Origin of the sequence: Corynebacterium lactis RW2-5 (assembly GCF_001274895.1) — a bacterium.
Lineage (GTDB): Bacteria > Actinomycetota > Actinomycetes > Mycobacteriales > Mycobacteriaceae > Corynebacterium > Corynebacterium lactis.
In genome coordinates, this window is the sequence record NZ_CP006841.1 from 1758120 (window position 1) to 1775447 (window position 17328).

At 62.4% G+C, this 17328-nt stretch carries 13 protein-coding genes; all 13 read right to left on the reverse strand.

Features of this window, described 5'->3' with window-relative positions:
• Positions 1–10: 10 nt before the first annotated feature.
• On the reverse strand, positions 11–3235 hold the full coding sequence (gene ileS / locus CLAC_RS07680) for an isoleucine--tRNA ligase (protein ID WP_245621836.1): 3225 nt from the start codon (positions 3233–3235) through the stop codon (positions 11–13).
• 408 nt (positions 3236–3643) lie between these two features.
• Positions 3644–4684: a DivIVA domain-containing protein gene (locus CLAC_RS07685; protein ID WP_053412404.1), complete on the reverse strand. Its 1041-nt coding sequence runs from the start codon at positions 4682–4684 to the stop codon at positions 3644–3646.
• 302 nt (positions 4685–4986) lie between these two features.
• Positions 4987–5274, reverse strand: coding sequence for a YggT family protein (locus tag CLAC_RS07690; RefSeq protein ID WP_053412405.1), 288 nt, complete (start codon positions 5272–5274; stop codon positions 4987–4989).
• A gap of 22 nt (positions 5275–5296) precedes the next feature.
• Positions 5297–5803 (reverse strand): cell division protein SepF, encoded by a 507-nt coding sequence (gene sepF / locus CLAC_RS07695; RefSeq protein ID WP_053412406.1) that lies wholly within the window; start codon positions 5801–5803, stop codon positions 5297–5299.
• 178 nt (positions 5804–5981) lie between these two features.
• Positions 5982–6701, reverse strand: coding sequence for a peptidoglycan editing factor PgeF (gene pgeF, locus CLAC_RS07700; protein ID WP_053412407.1), 720 nt, complete (start codon positions 6699–6701; stop codon positions 5982–5984).
• A 5-nt stretch (positions 6702–6706) separates the two neighbouring features.
• Positions 6707–8032, reverse strand: coding sequence for a cell division protein FtsZ (gene ftsZ, locus CLAC_RS07705; RefSeq protein ID WP_053412408.1), 1326 nt, complete (start codon positions 8030–8032; stop codon positions 6707–6709).
• Positions 8033–8267: 235 nt separating this feature from the next.
• A complete protein-coding gene (locus CLAC_RS07710; protein ID WP_053412409.1) occupies positions 8268–9029 on the reverse strand; it encodes a cell division protein FtsQ/DivIB in 762 nt (253 codons plus the stop codon).
• Positions 9026–10495 carry a UDP-N-acetylmuramate--L-alanine ligase gene (gene murC, locus CLAC_RS07715; protein ID WP_053412410.1) on the reverse strand — a complete coding sequence of 490 codons (1470 nt, stop codon included), beginning with the start codon at positions 10493–10495 and terminating at the stop codon, positions 9026–9028. The genes CLAC_RS07710 and murC overlap by 4 nt, the downstream gene beginning before the upstream one ends.
• A gap of 18 nt (positions 10496–10513) precedes the next feature.
• Positions 10514–11614 (reverse strand): undecaprenyldiphospho-muramoylpentapeptide beta-N-acetylglucosaminyltransferase, encoded by a 1101-nt coding sequence (gene murG, locus CLAC_RS07720; protein ID WP_053413352.1) that lies wholly within the window; start codon positions 11612–11614, stop codon positions 10514–10516.
• A 24-nt stretch (positions 11615–11638) separates the two neighbouring features.
• A complete protein-coding gene (gene ftsW / locus CLAC_RS07725; RefSeq protein ID WP_053412411.1) occupies positions 11639–13249 on the reverse strand; it encodes a putative lipid II flippase FtsW in 1611 nt (536 codons plus the stop codon).
• On the reverse strand, positions 13242–14711 hold the full coding sequence (gene murD, locus CLAC_RS07730; RefSeq protein ID WP_053412412.1) for a UDP-N-acetylmuramoyl-L-alanine--D-glutamate ligase: 1470 nt from the start codon (positions 14709–14711) through the stop codon (positions 13242–13244). The genes ftsW and murD overlap by 8 nt, the downstream gene beginning before the upstream one ends.
• Positions 14708–15814, reverse strand: a complete 1107-nt coding sequence (gene mraY, locus CLAC_RS07735; RefSeq protein WP_053412413.1) for a phospho-N-acetylmuramoyl-pentapeptide-transferase — start codon at positions 15812–15814, stop codon at positions 14708–14710. Before mraY ends, murD begins: the two co-directional genes overlap by 4 nt.
• Positions 15815–17326 (reverse strand): UDP-N-acetylmuramoyl-tripeptide--D-alanyl-D-alanine ligase, encoded by a 1512-nt coding sequence (locus tag CLAC_RS07740; protein ID WP_053412414.1) that lies wholly within the window; start codon positions 17324–17326, stop codon positions 15815–15817. It lies immediately after the preceding gene.
• Positions 17327–17328: the final 2 nt, after the last annotated feature.

A 17328-nucleotide genomic window follows, 5' to 3' on the forward strand; every position in this document is an offset into this window, starting at 1 on the left:
TACGGGATTGCTACTGCTTTGCGATATCCGCCGAAGCGCCGTCCGCGACATCGTAGGTCAGGGATTCCCCGCCTGCGACGATCTCGAAGGAGGTCGCGAGGACCTCACGGGCGATCAGGTCGGCGTGACGCTTCGCCCACCCCTCACGGTCGGCTGGGACCTGCAGCCTCACCGAGATACGGTCGGTGACATCCAGGCCTGCGTTCTTACGCGCGTCCTGCAGGCCACGGATGCGGTCAGCTGCCCAGCCACGGGACTCCAGATCCTCGTTCAGCTCAGTGTCGAGCACGACGAGGCCCTCGGAGCCGTCGACCTCTGCGGTCGAATCCGGCGACAGGGCAACTAGGTTGCGGCTGTACTCGCCGTCGGCAAGCGCGATGCCATCCGCGACAACGACGCCGTCGACGACCTCGTAGTTACCGGACTTGACGGCCTTGATGACCTTCTGGACGTCCTTGCCCAGGCGCGGGCCTGCGACGCGAGCGTTGACGGAAACCTCGAAACGACCGACCGAGTCGACATCGTCGGTGAACTCGACCTCATCGACGTTGACCTCGGAGGAGATGATGTCGGTGAAGTCGCTCAGGCGACCGGCATCCGGGAACGCGACCGTCAGCTTCTTCAGCGGCAGGCGGTTGCGCAGGTGGTTGGTCTTGCGGATGCGGGAGGTGGCCGAGCAGACGTTACGGACGATGTCCATGGACTCGACAAGCTCATCGTCAGCCGGCAGCTTGGTGACATCCGGCCAATCCTCCAGGTGAACCGAACGACCGCCGGTCAGCGACTTCCAGATGACCTCGGTGGCCATCGGCAGCAGCGGGGCCGCGACGCGGGTCAGGACCTCGAGTACCGTGTAGAGGGTGTTGAACGCCTCCGGGTGCTTGACGTCGCCGGCCCAGAAGCGATCGCGGGAGCGGCGCACATACCAGTTGGTCAGAGCGTCACAGAACTGGCGCACCTCGTCGGTGGCGCCGGCGATGTCCGTGTTGTCCAGGCTCTCGGTGACCGCGCGAACGGTGGCCGAGAGCTTCGCCAGGATGTAGCGGTCGAGCACGTTGTCCGAGTCAACGGACCACTCTGCCGGCTTGGAGGCGTAGAGCTGAAGGAAAGAGAAGGCGTTCCACATCGGCAGCAGCGCCTGGCGCACGCCCTCGCGGATGCCCTGCTCGGTCACAATCAGGTTGCCGCCGCGCAGGATTGGGCTGGACATGAGGAACCAGCGCATCGCGTCGGAGCCGTCGCGGTCGAAGACCTCGTTGACATCCGGGTAGTTGCGCTTGGACTTACTCATCTTGTTGCCGTCATCGCCCAGCACGATGCCGTGGGCGACGACCTTCTTGAACGCCGGGCGGTCGAACAGTGCGACGGACAGGACGTGGAGCAGGTAAAACCATCCGCGGGACTGGCCAATGTACTCGACGATGAAGTCCGCAGGCGCATGGGACTCGAACCACTCCTTGTTCTCGAACGGGTAGTGGAACTGCGCGAACGGCATGGAGCCCGAGTCGAACCAGACATCCAGGACGTCCGGGACACGGCGCATCATGGACTTGCCGGTCGGGTCGTCCGGGTTCGGTCGGACCAGCTCGTCGATCTCCGGGCGGTGCAGCGTGGACGGGCGCACGCCGAAGTCCGCCTCAAGCTCATCGAGGGAGCCGTAGACATCGACACGCGGGTACTCGTCGTTGTCGGAGACCCACACCGGGATTGGCGAACCCCAGTAGCGGGTACGCGAGATGTTCCAGTCACGGGCACCTTCCAGCCACTTGCCAAACTGGCCATCGCGGACGTGCTCCGGCATCCACTCGATGCCCTCGTGGTTCAGCTCGACCATGCGCTCCCGGATCTTGGTCACGGACACGAACCAGCTGGGCAGCGCCATGTAGATCAGCGGCTCACCGGAGCGCCAGGAGTGCGGGTAGGAGTGCTCGATAGTACGGTGCTGGACAACGCGGCCGGCGGACTTCAGGTCGCGGATGATGTCCTTGTTGGCGTCGAAGACCAGCTCGCCCGCGTACTCCGGCACCTGGGAGGTGAACTTGCCGTCCATGTCGACAGGGATGATCACGTCGATGCCGTAGTCGTTACAGGTGTTCATATCGTCCTCACCGAAGGCCGGGGCCTGGTGGACTATACCGGTGCCGTCCTCGGTAGTGACGTAGTCCGCGATCAGGATCTGGAATGCGTTCGGGTGGTCGGCGAAGTAGCCGAAGATTGGCTCGTAGGTGATGCCTTCGAGCTCCGCGCCCGCGAAAGTGTCCAGCACCTCAGCCTCGGAGCCGAGCTCCTTGGAGTACTGCCCCATCAGCGGCTCTGCCAGCAGGAAGGTCTTACCGGCAAACTCCGGCACGGAGCTATCGGCACTAACCTTGACCACGACGTAGGAGACCTTGGGGTTGACCGCGAGCGCAAGGTTCGACGGCAGGGTCCACGGAGTCGTGGTCCAGGCGATCGCGGAGGCATCGGCAAGCACCGGGTGCTGCTCGAGCGTCTTCTCGCCGGCGGTGCCGGCCTTAGCACCGGTGATTGGGAAGGTAACGGTCAGGGTCGGGTCCTGGCGCATTTTGTAGGAGTCATCCAGGCGGGTCTCCTGGTTGGATAGCGGGGTGTGCTCCGCCCACGAGTACGGCAGGACGCGGAAGCCCTGGTAAACCAGGCCTTTCTTGTAGAGCTCCTTGAAGGCCCAGATCACGGACTCCATGTAGGACATGTCCATGGTCTTGTAGCCGCCGTCGAAGTCAACCCAACGGGCCTGACGAGTGACGTATTCCTTCCACTCGCCCGCGTAACGCAGGACAGACTCGGCGCAGTACTTGTTGAAGTTGGCCAGGCCCATCTCCTCGATCTGGCCCTTGTCCTTGATGCCGAGCTGCTTCTCCGCCTCGAGCTCCGCTGGCAGGCCGTGGCAATCCCAGCCGAAGACACGCCCGACCTGGTAGCCCCGCATGGTCTGGTAGCGCGGGACGATGTCCTTGACATAACCGGTCAGGAGGTGTCCGTAGTGCGGCAGGCCGTTTGCAAACGGCGGGCCGTCGTAGAAGACGTACTCTTCGGCACCGTCGCGCTGGTCAATAGACGACTGGAAGGTGTCATCCTTTGCCCAGAAGTCCAGAACCTTTTCCTCGAGCTCCGGGAACTTCGGGCTGGAAGGGTACTTACCGAAGGCATCGGTGCGCGGGTAAGCCCCACCTGCCGGGGTCGCCTCGTGGGCGTTTATGTCTTGAGAATCAGTCACGATCGCGTCACTTCCGTGGTCGAAGAACTTCAATTTCCACCACGGGGACGCTCATCTCCACTTGCGCCTGCCTGACGCGTGGAAGGAAAACGCGGTACCACCCCGCTTAATTCTTCGCCTAACGACGTCAACCGCCTGGGTTGCCAGCGTTATGCCGACGAAGAATCCGCTTAATTTTTAAAGCATGTAACGGTGCTCAACCGTCCGGTTCTACTGAGCAACAGCGCAATTCCCCGGGCATTTTCCAGGGAAGCGAATGACGCCGTTCTTCCGGAGCACTCCCCGGTGATTGCCGGATCATAGTGCATTTGGATTGTATTGTAGCAGCAAAGTTTCTGCTCATAAAGATGCGCAATAAAAAGGGGCCTCCCAAGCGGGAGACCCCCTCTAAGCGCTAGCCTTGTAAGGCTAGTTGTTGTATCCGTCTGCCGGTGCCGCGGACTCGCGAGAGTTGAGGTCATCCAGCTGCGACTCAAGGAAGGTCTTGAGGCGGGTGCGGTACTCGCGCTCGAAGATGTGCAGCTCCTCGATGCGACCCTCGAGAGCAGTCTGCTGCTCCTTGACGGTCGTCATGATCTCGCTGTGCTTGCGCTCGGCATCCCGCTGCAGAGCAGTTGCCTTCTCCTGAGCGGAGGTGATGGTCGCTGCGGAGCGAGCATCAGCGTCGCTAATCATCTGGTCGCTGCGCTGGCGAGCGTCGGTCAGCGTGGACTCGGACTCTTCGCGAGCCTCGCTCAGCATCTGCTCGCTGCGCTGACGTGCGTCAGCCAGGGTGGACTCAGCCTCGTTGCGGGCTTCGGTCAGAGTGCGCTCAGCCTCAGCGTTGGCCTCGGTTACGGTACGCTCGGCGTCCTCGCGGGCAGTGGAGAGCAGCTGATCAGCCTCAGCCTGTGCGTCTCCGGTCATGCGGTCCGCCATCTCCTGAGCCAGACCCAGGACGCGAGCGGCCTGCATGTGGGTCTCAGGGGTAGCGGCACCGTTGGAAGCCGGTGCGGCTGCAGCTGCAGCAGCCTGCGGTGCGGACTCGGTGGAATCGGAAGCTTTAGCCTCCGACTTTTCAGCCTGCTCAGCGCGGCGCTCCGCAGCCTCAAGGCGCTCGCGGTACTTGGCCTCGAGCTCCTCTTCCTGCTTTGCCAGGCGCTCCTTGTAGGAAGCGCGCAGCTCCGCCTCAATCTCCTTGCGCAGCCTTGCCTCGTCGACATCAGAGGTAGTAGCAGCGGCGGCAGCCGGCGCTGCGGCTACGGAGCCGGAACCGGAGCGAGCCTGCTCTACTTCGCGCTCGAGTTCCTCGACGCGCACGCGCAGATCCGCATTTTCGTCCTGGAGCTCACCCAGTGCGTCCTCAACAAGATCGAGGAACTGGTCTACCTCGTCCTCGTTGTAACCGCGCTTGCCAATTGGAGGCTTGCTAAAAGCCACATTATGCACATCAGCCGGAGTCAACGGCATGGTGAGTTCCCCTTCACTTTAAGCGGACAGTATTTCAACAGTTTTTCAGTAGTTACTGTTTACCGAAGCTATGTTACCTGGTCTAACCATGCTACTCACCTTCGAAGGACTACTTTCTATAATTTTCACAGAAATTGTCTTGTGACCCTTCAGACGCAAAACTCTAAACCTCGTCCTTACCCTGCATCTTTGCGCAGAGTAACATTCTCCAAATACGCGAAAGGCCTTCAGCTGGGACCAACCAACTGAAGGCCACATTTCATGCCCCCGATATACACCCCCGGGACCAGGGGCCCGGGGCGCTAAATCAGAGTGACGATAACAAAACGGGCAATCATGAGGATGAAGAACAGAACAAGAACGGACATGTCCATCATGAGCCCGCCCATTGGCATCGGGGGAATGAGACGGCGCAACAACTTCACCGGTGGGTCGGTAATTACGAAAATTACCTCACCTATCGAAGAGAAGACCCGCCCAGGCCTCCACGACCTGGAGAAGGACTGAATCATCTCAATCACGATGCGGGCTAGCAGCAGGTAAGTAAAAAGCTGCAGGAGGATGAGAAGGACTAAAAGTACTGAATGCACAGAAACAGTCTAACTAATCGCCCTAACCGGACATGCGATCGTACTGGGCCTCGTTGACATCGCAGCCGTTCGGAAACAGCGTGAACACCGAGCCATCTGCCTTAATGCGGCCACGCAGCCCGAAGACCAGGCCCGCAACGAAGTCAACGTAGCGCTTCTGCTCTACCGGGTCGAGATCACTGAGGTCGAACGTAACAATGTCACCATCGCGGAAGTGGCTACCAATCTCCGGCGCCTTGGAGTACTTGTCCTGGAAACCACTCTCCGGCTTGATGAAGACGTGTTCCGGCTCCTTGACTTCCTCGACCGGCTCCAGACGGGAGTAGCGAGACTCGCGCTCGCGCGGCTCCTGGTCACGCAGTTCGTAGCGCGGGCGACGCTCCTCGCGGTGAGCTCTGCCGTACTCGCCGTCGTAACGCCTGTCGTCGCGACGGTCAAAGTCGTCGTAGCGCTCGTCCTCGTACGCCGCTTCGGCGTCCGTCGGGGTCAGGCCGAAGAAGTTCGACACGCCTCGGAAAAAATCAGCCATGCTCTGCCCACGTCCTTCTCGGTTTTTAGTCTTCGCGAAAATCTGTCATTTGCGGCGAGTGCCGCGTGTTGTTAACACACAACCTACCGGGCTTATGGACCGTTTAACACGCAGACACGCGAAAACGCGGAGGCAAAATTACAACATTGCAATTTCTCCTCCGCGCTCCTTTTAACGGCTATTCCGGAAGCACCACTACCCCGGCCTGACGCCCGGTTGCACCCTCTCTCCTGTAGGAAAAATATTCCTCGCTGCCGATCGTGCAGCTGGGCTCGACATTTACATGTGAAACCCCCAGGCCATAGAGCTGCCGAATCAGCCCCGCGCGCACATCAATCCCCGCGGTCCCCTGCTGCGTCCACACCTTCGAGCCCGGCAGATGCTTTTCGACGTCCACAGCCATCGGCTCCGGAACCTCGTAGCGGGCCCCGCTCGCAGCGGGCCCTAGCAGGGCGTGAATGTTTTCGGGCCGCGCTCCGAGCTCCACCATCTTCTCTACCGACCTGCGCACGATGCCGTTACGCGCCCCAATCCGGCCGGCGTGTACCGCCGCGGCGACGCCGGCGACATCGTCGGAAAGCAATACGGGGACGCAGTCGGCGACGAGCACGACCAAGGCCAGCCCCGGCGTGGTGGTAACTAGCGCGTCCGTGGCGGGGACGGCTGCGCTGACCGGACCGTCGACGACGGTGACAGTGTTGGAGTGAATTTGCTCCATGTACACGAAACGCTCGCGGGCGATTCCCATTCCATCGGCGAGGCGCTGCCGGTTTTTCTCAACTGCGACCGAGTCGTCGCCGACGTGGGCTCCGAGGTTGAAAGAACCGTACGGAGGCAGCGAAAACCCGCCGCGCCGGTTCGTGAATAGTTTTCGGCTGCGACGGGTTGAATCACTCACAGTACTTAGAATCCCCACTCCGGAAGGTCGTTGGAGGCCTGGTAGCCGCCGCGGCGGTCTTCGCGCTCCTCCCGATCCTCGTAGCGGTGAGCACCGCGGTAGCTGCGGCTATCCTGTCCACGGGTGGACGGGCCATCGGTGAACAGCCCACGGGAGGCAGCAGAGGAACTGCGCGGAGCGAAGCGATCGCGGTCATCGGAAACCGGAAGGCGCTCCTCCTCGCGGCGAACGCCCTCTCCCAGGTTGTCTCCGCCTGGCAGAGCGTCGCCCTCTCGCGGCTCGCGCGGGGCGGCCTCGCGCAGAGAGGATGCGGACGCCGGGCGGGCGTCGGCAGCCTTCTCCGAGGCCGGGCGAGCGTTGGCTGAGTTATCGACCGGGTTGCCGTTGCCCTGCTCGAAGCCGGTAGCGATAACGGTGACGCGAACCTCGTCGCCCAGGTTGTCGTCGATGATGGTACCGAAGATGATGTTGGCGTCCGGGTCGGCCTTTTCTTCGACGATCGAGGCGGCCGCGTTGACCTCCATCAGGCCGAGGTCGGAGCCACCTGCGACGGAAATCAGAACGCCCTGAGCGCCGTCCATGGTGGACTCGAGCAGCGGAGAGTTAATCGCCTGCGTTGCGGCGTTCATCACCCGGTCATCGCCGCGTGCGGAGCCGACACCCATGAGAGCGGAACCGGCCTCGGCCATAACGGAGCGGACGTCGGCGAAGTCGACGTTGATCATGCCCGGGATGGTAATCAGGTCGGTGATGCCCTGGACACCGTTGTAGAGGATCTCATCCGCGAAGCGGAATGCGTCCATCATCGACAGGTCGGACTCGCCAATCTGCAGCAGGCGCTGGTTCGGGATGGTGATGAGGGTGTCACAGACCTCCTTGAGGGTCTCGATACCCTCGGCGGCCTGGCGCGCGCGGCGCTTACCTTCGAAGTCGAACGGCTTGGTCACCACGCCGACGGTCAACGCGCCGGACTTCTTGGCGATGCTCGCAACAACCGGGGCTGCGCCGGTACCCGTGCCGCCACCTTCGCCAGCAGTGACGAAGACCATGTCGGCGCCCTTGAGGGTCTCCTCGATCTCGTCCTTGTGGTCCTCTGCGGAGGTACGTCCAACCTCCGGGTTGGCGCCGGCACCGAGGCCGCGAGTTGCCTCGCGTCCGATGTCGAGCTTCACGTCCGCGTCAGAGAACATCAGGGCCTGCGAGTCGGTATTCACCGCGATAAATTCGACGCCCTTCAGCCCCTCCTCGATCATGCGGTTGACGGCGTTGACGCCGCCGCCGCCGACACCGACGACCTTGATAACGGCGAGGTAATTGTTCGGGGAGGTCATTGCGTGGTTCTCGCCCTTCCTTGTCCTAATGCTTTACGGAGGCTCCATGGCCTAAAAGCTGCTCCATGGCCTAATTACTGTTGGCCCCATTGTGGTCGAAATTGGCGGAAATTTCAGCGACCGTTTGGGCGCGTGTCGCTACCTTAAACCTGCACTTGAGGGCCAGGGTTTAGCCCCTCAAACCACATTGGTTACCAGTGCTTCACGGTATTCACACCGACCGGCCGCGGAAGGCCTAATTTTCACCCTTCGCCACTGGCATTTGAGGGTTCGAAACGTCCCAATTTTTCTCGCCACGCTCTAAAACGATCTCCGCCGCCTTCGCCTTCTCCTCCACATTGTCCGCGGAGCCGAAGTAGACCTGGAAACCGTCGTGAAGCAGAATCCGAAGCTCGGCGGGAGACGGGGCGGAGACTGCCTCGACCCGCCCGCGAATCGACTCCGGAAGAGCCTTCAGAACCTTCAACGCAGCCTCGACCACGGCCGGCTCGGGATCAATCTTGCCGTCTTCCGGCTGATCGACGCGCGGTGCCTCAATCAATTCAACGGTGCCCGGCGGCGGAGGGGCGGTGACGAACTCTCTGCCTGTGTCAGAAAAGAGGTGTTCGCCATCGGTCGCCCGCATGAATAGAGCCGGGACATACTCCTCAATCTGCACAGTGGCGCTAGACGGCCACGACCTCGACACAGTTACCTTGCTCACCCAGGGCTCACCCGCAACAGAGCGCGCGGCACCGGTGGTGTCGAGACTGACCAGCTTCTGCCCCAGCTCAATCCCGCTTTTCTGCTTAACGGCCTCGACGTCGGCGTGCACAGCGCCCTCGACATTGACCTGCTTGACCACAAAGAGCGGGGAAAACCACACCACGCCGACCGCAATAGCAATAACCGCTACCACTGCCCCGGCCAGAAGGCCGAGCTTCTTTCGGGAGCCGCGCTTGCCGACGACCTCCTCATCGGTCCGGTCTTTCCTGTCACGGGCTGTCGAGCGCCTCATTCGTCGAGCTCCCCCAGAATCTCGTCGGCGAGCATGGTCACAGAACCTGCACCGATGGTCAGAATGACATCGTCCGCGGCCGCAATCTCGCGCACCCGCGTGGGAACGGAGGTGAAGTGTGGTTCGTAGACGACCGGGATGGTCACCTTGCCCGCGAGCAGCCCGCCGTCGACACCCGGCAGCGGCTCCTCACGCGCGCCGTAGACATCGAGAATGACGGCCTTGTCCGCCAGCGACAGCGCCGCTGCGAACTCGTCGGCAAAGTTTCGGGTGCGCGAGTACAGGTGCGGCTGAAATACGGCCACGACCTCGCCCTTTCCGGCCTGCGTGACCAGCTCGCGGGCGGCGCCGAGCACCGCGGCGACCTCAGTCGGGTGGTGTGCGTAGTCGTCGTAGACGCGAACACCCGAGAACTGCCCGGTCGAGACCGAGCCGTGGTAGTCGAAGCGGCGACGAACGCCCGTGAACTCGCCGAGCCCACGCGCCATGCGCTCCAGGTCCGCACCCACGCAGTTACCGGCGACCATCGCGGCAAGCGCGTTGAGCGCCATATGGCGGCCGGGCTGGTGCAGCTCGAAGACCACGTTGCGGCCATCGACGGAGGCCTCTACTCGCGCGCCCCCGCCCGCCGGCGTCCACCCGTGAAGGACGGCGCCGCGGGGAAGGCTAGGATGCTCTGCAAAGGATTCCTCGCCGCCATAGGCCAGAACCTCGAGGCCCGAATCCACTGCGCGCTCGCCGAGTGCCGCTGCGTGCGGGTCCTCCGCGCACACGACAAGGCGGCCACCCGGCTTGATACGCTGGGCAAATGCGTCGAACACTCGGTAGTAGGTCTCGGCATCGCCGAAGAAGTCCAGGTGATCCGGCTCGATGTTGGTTACCACAGCGACCTTCGGCTGGTAAGTCAGCAGAGATGCGTCCGATTCGTCGGCTTCTGCAACGAATACCTCGCCGGTGCCCTGGTGCGCGTTTACTCCGGCCTTGGACATCAGCCCGCCGACTGCGAAGGACGGGTCGAGCCCCGCAGCCTGTAGAGCTGCCACCGACATCGAGGTTGTCGACGTCTTTCCATGTGTACCGGCAATCAAGACCGCATCGCTGTCCTGCATCAGCAGAGCCAACACGTCGGAGCGCTTCAAAACCGGGATATTCAGCTCGGCAGCCCCCGCCAACTCCGGGTTAGTCTTCGGGATCGCCGCGAAGGAAATCACCACGGCCTCGGGAAAGTCCTGCTCCCCCGCTAGCTCGAGGTTCGCCCGGTCATGCCCAATCGCAATCTCCGCGCCCATCGCCCGAAGCCCCACGACGGCGCGGGATTCCTTCATGTCGGAGCCTGTGACACGAACTCCGCGCGCCAGCAGGATTCGCGCCACGCCGGACATTCCGGCGCCACCGATGCCGATCATGTGGACGCTGGCGGGCAACTCGCCCACAACGGGCTGGAACTGATCAAAATCGATGTTCATGCTTGCTCGCTTCACTTCCTAGTTGATTGCGTACGACAGCACGCGTCGGGCAATGTTTTCAGCCGCGCTGCCATGGCCCGCGTTGGCCGTGGCTCGGCTGAACTCCTCAAGCCTCTTTGCATCCTTGACCAGTGGGATGACGGTATCGACCACCGAGGCCACAGTGAGGGAATCATCGGAGATGAGGATGCCGCCGCCGGCGGCAATCACGTCACTGGCGTTGAGCGCTTGCTCACCGTTTCCATGCGGCAGAGGCACGTACACCGCGGGTAGCCCAACCGCCGACACCTCCGCCACCGTCATGGCTCCGGAGCGGCACAGGATTAAGTCCGCCGCGGAGTAGGCAAGATCCATGCGGTCGACGTAGGGCACTGCCACGTACGGAGCAGCCGGATTCGTGGATTCGACCTCGACCGCATTCTTCTTGCCATAGGCATGCAGCACAGACACGCCTGCGCGAGCTAGCTCCGGCGCGGCATCAGCGACGGCGTCATTGATGGACTTCGCTCCCTGGGAGCCGCCGGTGACAAACAGCACCGGTCCTTCCTGCGGAAGCCCGAAGAACTCCCGGGCCTCCGCCCGCTTTTCCGCGCGGTTCAACTCGGACAGGCTCGACCGCACCGGATTGCCGATTACCTCGGCCTTCATCCCGGAACCGCTGACCGCTGCCAGCCCGGCGCCACCGAGCGCTACGCCCAGCTTGTTGGCCATTCCGGCGCGGGCGTTGGCCTCGTGGACCAGGAAGGGAATCTTCTTTCCCGCGCGGCAAGCCAGGTATGCGGGCGCCGAAACGTACCCGCCGAAACCAATAACGGCGTCCGCACCCAAGTCGTCGAGAATCTTGCGAGTCTGTCGAACCGCCTTAGCCACATTGAGCGGCAGCTTAAAAAGGTCCGCGGTTGGCTTACGTGGCACTGGCACCGGCGGAATTAGCTCTAGCTCGTAGCCGCGCGCGGGCACGAGCGTCGACTCGAGCCCGCGGGTCGTTCCGAGAGCGACCACGCGCACTCCGGGGCAAAGTTCTTTGACCGCGTCGGCCACAGCCAGGGCAGGCTCGATGTGCCCGGCAGTCCCGCCGCCCGCGACGACAACCGTCGGGGCCGTCCCATCGGATTTCATGAAAGTCTCTTTATCCGTCATGGCCTAGCGATACCTCCTGCGCGGTCCCCCGCCATCTCTTCTCTGATCCCCGTACTTTCGACTACTACCCTCCGCTTGCCGACGCACCGACGGCCCCGAACGGAAACCCTGCCGTTCACGGCCTCGCGCCGGGGCCTGCACTCGGGTATCCCCGCGCCCTTGCGGCCTCGGGCCTCTATCGCGCGGATCCCTCGGGTGGGCGCTCGTTCGAGCCCCGCTAGTGGTTACCGGCGGCCCGAACTGCTGTGGGTCGCGGTGCGACCTAATCCTTGGCGCCTGACGAGCCGACTCATCATAGGGCAACGGCTCCGGAAGGCCCAGGATGCGATCGATGCCCGGGCGCCCCTCGGTCTGCATTGCAGAGACCGCTTCCGACTCATGGCGGGCACACGTGGCCAGCAACCCCATCGACAGCAGCGTCACCAGCGCCGACGTACCGCCGGCCGAAATCAGCGGCAGCTGCAGGCCCGTCACGGGCAACGCACCCACAACGTAGCCGATGTTGATAAACGCCTGGACGACCGTCGCGGTCGTCAGGGTTCCGGCGAGCAGTCGCAGGAAAGGATCGTGCTGCCGCCCTGCAATGCGCAGGCCAACCCAGCCGAGTGCCGCGTAGAGAAGGATGACTGTCACGGCGCCCACAAATCCCGTCTCCTCACCGATAATCGCGAAGATGAAGTCGTTCTTCGCTTCGGGAAGGTAGAACCACTTCGCGCTGGACTGGCCCAGACCGACACCGGTCATGGAACCGTCGGCAAGCGAAAGAAAGCCCTGGTAGGACTGATATGCATCGCCCTGAACGTCATCGAAATTACCCAGCAGCGAATCGAGGTAGACGCGGATTCGGGCCGAACGGAAGCCCTCCGTCAGTGTGAAAAGCACGAAACCGATGGCACCGACGGCAATCATCGAGGTCACGAAAACTCGCGGCAGACCGGCGAACCACGCCAGAGCCACAACGACGAAAGCCATCGAGGCGACCATACCGAGGTCCTTCTGCGCCATGACTAGGCCCAGAACTAAGACGCTAACGAAGGTGAATGTGGCGAATAGGTCCTTGTAGGTCACCGCGGTGCGCACACGCTCCGCGAGATACATGGAGCCCCACAGCGCCAGGGCAATCTTCGCGAGCTCCGAAGGCTGCATGGTGAAGCCACCGAAACTGAGCCACGAGCGCGCGCCCGTCTCTTCCAGGCCGATACCTATGCCGGGAATAATAACGAGGATTAGAAGGACGAAGGAGAAGCCGAGGCCCCACGGTGCGAGCTTGCGGATGAACTCTACCGGCAGCTTTAGCATGATCCACATAAAAATCAGACCGCCGGCGACCATAATCAGCTGCCTGATGAACACCGACCATACGTTGCCGGAATCGCGACCGGCGCTGGCCATCGATGCGGACAGCACCATAACCAGGCCGATGGAGGTCAGCAGACCAATAATCGTCATCAGCAGCAGGTAGTCGAACAGCGGACGCGACTTCCAGTCGTTAAACCGCTCGACGAGCGCCGAACGCTGCCGCTTTTGGCTACTCGGAGCCTTCTGCTTCGTGGCTGCGCCCCTGGTGCGCTGCGCGGACTGGCTCAAATCTCTGGCTTTGCGGGAACTATCCATCAATGGTCGTCGCCTTCCGTGCCCACTCGGCGAAGAGGTCGCCACGCTCCGCCATGCCAGAGTACATGTCCAAGCTCGCCGCGGCCGGAGCCAGCAGCACCACATCGCCCACGGAGGCGGACTCCGCGGCCGCGATGCAGGCCTTCGCCATCGCATCGACCTTGTCGGTATCCGCGATCGCGGTGACCGGGACAGCGGGGGCGATTCGGGCTAGCGCATCACAGATTTCCTGGCGGTCCGTGCCCAAAACGATCACGGACTGCAGACGGTGCGCGTGCTTGGCAATAAGCGGTGCGATGTCCGCTCCCTTTAGCTGACCGCCCGCAATCCAGACAACCCGGTCATGGCCGGACAGGGCAGCGTCCGCTGCGTGCGGGTTCGTCGCCTTGGAGTCATCAATCCAGGGGACGCCCCCGTGGTCGAATACAACCTGGCCGCGGTGGGCACGGACCTCAAAGGAGCCGAGGGCCGCCGCGATATCCTCCGCTGGCGTGCCAATACTGCGCGCGAGCGCAGTCGCCGCTACCGCATCTAGAATTCCGGCGCGGCCGGGCGGGGAAATGCCCGCAGCCGGAGCAATGATGATTCCCTCTCCGAGGTTTTCCTCCTCCGTACCGAAAGCGCGGTCGACAATCATGCCGTCGCGGACACCGACCTGGTTTGCCTCGGGGGCGGCATCGGTAAAGCCAATCGGGGCGCGGCCGAATTCTCCGTTAGAGCGCATCTGCTCAACATGCTCGACCACATCGGCGTCATCGACGCCGTAAACGGCGACACCGCCCATCAAGGCCCGGGTCTTATCGCGGCCGTAGTTCTCGTAAGAGCCATGCCAGTCGATGTGATCCTCGGCGAGGTTAAGCAGCACTCCTGCATTCGGGCGCAGGTTCGGAGCCCAGTGCAGCTGGAAGCTCGACAACTCGGCTGCGAGAACTTCAATCCGCGGCTGCGCCTTCAGCGCGTCGTGAAGCGCGACGCCGATATTGCCGACGGCCTGGCCGCGCTCACCGAGCATCTCCGCCAGCATCGACGTCGTGGTGGTCTTGCCGTTCGTGCCGGTGACCACCAGCCACTTGCGGGACGGCCCCCACAACAGTGCCCGATCGCCCGCGAAGGCGACAGCGACGTCGCCGAAGACCGGGACGCCAGCGGCAGCGGCCGCGATGAACAGGGCGCTATCCGGGCGCCAGCCTGGAGAAGTAACGACGGCGGCCGCGTCGTCAAGCAGCTCCACCGCCGCGGATGAGGTAGCGCAAGCGATACCGAACTCGCCGGCGACGCTCACGCCCTGGGGGGAATCATCGACGAGGACAATCTCGGGGCAGCCCATATCTTGGAGCATCGAAATAGCCCCGCGACCGGAGACTCCGGCGCCGGCCACCAGAGTACGACCAGAGCGCACCACAGCGACTAAATCGATGTTTCGGGTATCGGCGGAATTGGTCGAATCTGGTGAGTTAATCATTGAAATACGCCTACCTGAGAGAGCCAGTCACTGTAGAAAATTGCCGCACCGAGCATGTTGAAGATTCCCGCCAAGAGCCAGAATCGGACAACGACGGTCGTCTCTGCCCAACCGCCATTCTCGAAGTGGTGATGAATGGGTGCCATGCGGAACACACGCTTGCCGGTGGTTTGGAACACCGCGATTTGAATGGCCACGGACGCGACCTCCATCACGAAGATGAAGCCGATGATGATCATCAGCAACTCCGTCTTGGTGACGAAGGACAGACCCGCGACCAGGCCGCCGAGGGCCAGCGAGCCGGTGTCTCCCATGAAGATCTTTGCGGGGGCCGCGTTCCACCACAGGAAACCGAGACATGCGCCCAGGCCTGCAACGGCGATGACGGAGATGTCCAGCGGGTCACGAACCTCGTAGCATCCGGCGCCGAGCGAGACCTCGCAGGAGTTGCGGAACTGCCAGAAGGTGATCGCCGTGTAGGTGCCGAGGAGCAGTGCTGTCGTGCCTGCTGCCAGGCCGTCGAGGCCATCAGTCAAGTTCACAGCATTGGTCCACGCAGCGATGACGATGTAGACGAACACCAGGAACACAATCATGCCGATCCACACCGGCCCCGGTGCCAGATTCAGAATCGAGATGTCGCGAGTGAGAGACAGGTTCGTGGACCCCGGGGTCAGTCCTGTTGCGTCGGGAAACTGCAGCAGCAGCATACCGAAAACCAGCGCCGCGGCCAGCTGGCCGAGCAGCTTAGCGGTCTTGTTCAGGCCGAGGTTGCGCCCCTTATAAAGCTTGATGAAATCATCGGCGAACCCCAGCCCGCCCATGGCGAGCATCAGAAACAGCACCAATAGGCCCGACGCGGACGGCCCCACCCCGGTCTGAATAAACGTGACTACGTGGGACACAAAGTAGCCGGCGAGAACACCGACGATGATTGCGATGCCGCCCATCGTCGGAGTGCCGCGCTTGCGGAAGTGGCTCTTCGGCCCCTCCTCGCGAATCTCCTGCCCCAGGCCTTCCGCTGAGAATTTACGGATCAGCACGGGTGTCAAAAAGACACTCACAAGGAATGCAATTGCACCACTGAGAATAAGTTGAATCACTTACTTTTCCTCTTCGCTTTCACCGTCTGCCTGCTGTCGATCCAACGCCACGAGCGAGTCCGCGACCCGCCACATACCATCCGAATACGAGGCCTTAACCAATACAACATCCGCAGGATTCATCTTCTCCGCGACGAGTTTCGCCGCGGCGTCAGTATCCCGCACCTTAAAAGTATTTAACCCCAAGTCATTAGCTTTGTCGGCGAGGGCACGCACATTTGTGCCGTCTCCCACCGCAACCAGGTGAGCGATCTCCCGCTCAACCAGGTACTCCGCCAGCGCCTCATGCTCGTCCACCGCCGAGTCTCCCAGCTCGCCCATCTGCCCCAGCACCGCCCAGGAGCTCGCTTGCCGACGGCCGCTAGCTGCGCGGGCCAGCGCGTCAATACCGGCGCGCATGGAATCCGGGTTGGCATTGTAAGAATCGTTGATAACGATTGCGCCGGAGCGAAGCTCCTGGACGTCCATGCGCCGCTCCGACGCTGCGACGTGCTCGTTCAACGCGGCAGCAGCGCGCTCGGGCGCGATGCCCGCTTCGACCGCGACGGCCACGGCAGCCAGGGCATTCGAGACCTGGTGCGCACCGAAGACTTTCAGGCGCACCGGCAGTTCCTGGCCAGAGGGGACACGCAGGGTGAAGGATGCGCGCGCCATATCGTCGAGTTCAATATCGCTTGCCCGGTAATCGGCATCCGTGTTGTCCGGATTCGCAGAGAAGTAGACGACCTTCGCAGAGGTACGTGCGGCCATTGCAGCAACCAGTGCATCGTCGGCGTTTAGAACCGCGATGCCACCGTCGATTGCCGCCGGCAGCGCCTCGACCAGCTCGCCCTTGGCCTGTGCGATGACCTCACGCGAGCCAAACTCTCCCAGGTGGGCCGTGCCCACGTTCAAAACCGCACCAATCGTCGGCGGAGCAATCTGGGCGAGATGCGCGATGTGCCCAACTCCCCTCGCGCTCATCTCGGCAACGAGGTACTTAGTCTCCTCGGTGCACTGTAGCACCGTGTAGGGATGACCGATCTCGTTGTTGAATGAACCCTTCGGAGCAACGGTCAGACCATCGACGCGCATGAGCGATGCCATCATGTCCTTCGTGGAGGTCTTTCCAGCAGAACCCGTGACTCCAACGACGTTCAGTTTCTCCTGAGCCAGCGTGTCGACCACATAGCGCGCCAGCTTCCCCAAAGCCTGGAGCACTGCTGCGCCAGAGCCGTCGGGGTCATGGGCAAAAGCGTCCGCATTCGATTCCTGCTTACCCAAGGGCTTTACGACGACCGAAGGTTGTCCGACATCGCGGGCGGCAAGAGCAAACGTCGCCCCTGCCCTCACGGCCTGCTCGATGAAGTCGTGCCCATCGACTCGAGCTCCCGGCAACGCAAGGAAAATTGACCCCTCAGTTACCTTTCGCGAGTCGAATTCTGCGGGCTTGTACACCTGAGCGCTGGGATCGACATGCGCCAGCTCGCCACCCACGATGCGGGCGACGTCTTGCGCGGTCAGGTTAATCATCG

What these genes read in the sequence shown, in the direction of transcription:
- ftsZ (WP_053412408.1), bottom strand. Translation starts at nt 8,032, where the DNA reads ATGACCTCCCCGAACAATTACCTCGCCGTTATCAAGGTCGTCGGTGTC.
- CLAC_RS07685 (WP_053412404.1), bottom strand. Translation starts at nt 4,684, where the DNA reads ATGCCGTTGACTCCGGCTGATGTGCATAATGTGGCTTTTAGCAAGCCT.
- murD (WP_053412412.1), bottom strand. Translation starts at nt 14,711, where the DNA reads ATGATTAACTCACCAGATTCGACCAATTCCGCCGATACCCGAAACATC.
- sepF (WP_053412406.1), bottom strand. Translation starts at nt 5,803, where the DNA reads ATGGCTGATTTTTTCCGAGGCGTGTCGAACTTCTTCGGCCTGACCCCG.
- murC (WP_053412410.1), bottom strand. Translation starts at nt 10,495, where the DNA reads ATGAACATCGATTTTGATCAGTTCCAGCCCGTTGTGGGCGAGTTGCCC.
- CLAC_RS07710 (WP_053412409.1), bottom strand. Translation starts at nt 9,029, where the DNA reads ATGAGGCGCTCGACAGCCCGTGACAGGAAAGACCGGACCGATGAGGAG.
- murG (WP_053413352.1), bottom strand. Translation starts at nt 11,614, where the DNA reads ATGAAATCCGATGGGACGGCCCCGACGGTTGTCGTCGCGGGCGGCGGG.
- CLAC_RS07740 (WP_053412414.1), bottom strand. Translation starts at nt 17,326, where the DNA reads ATGATTAACCTGACCGCGCAAGACGTCGCCCGCATCGTGGGTGGCGAG.
- ftsW (WP_053412411.1), bottom strand. Translation starts at nt 13,249, where the DNA reads ATGGATAGTTCCCGCAAAGCCAGAGATTTGAGCCAGTCCGCGCAGCGC.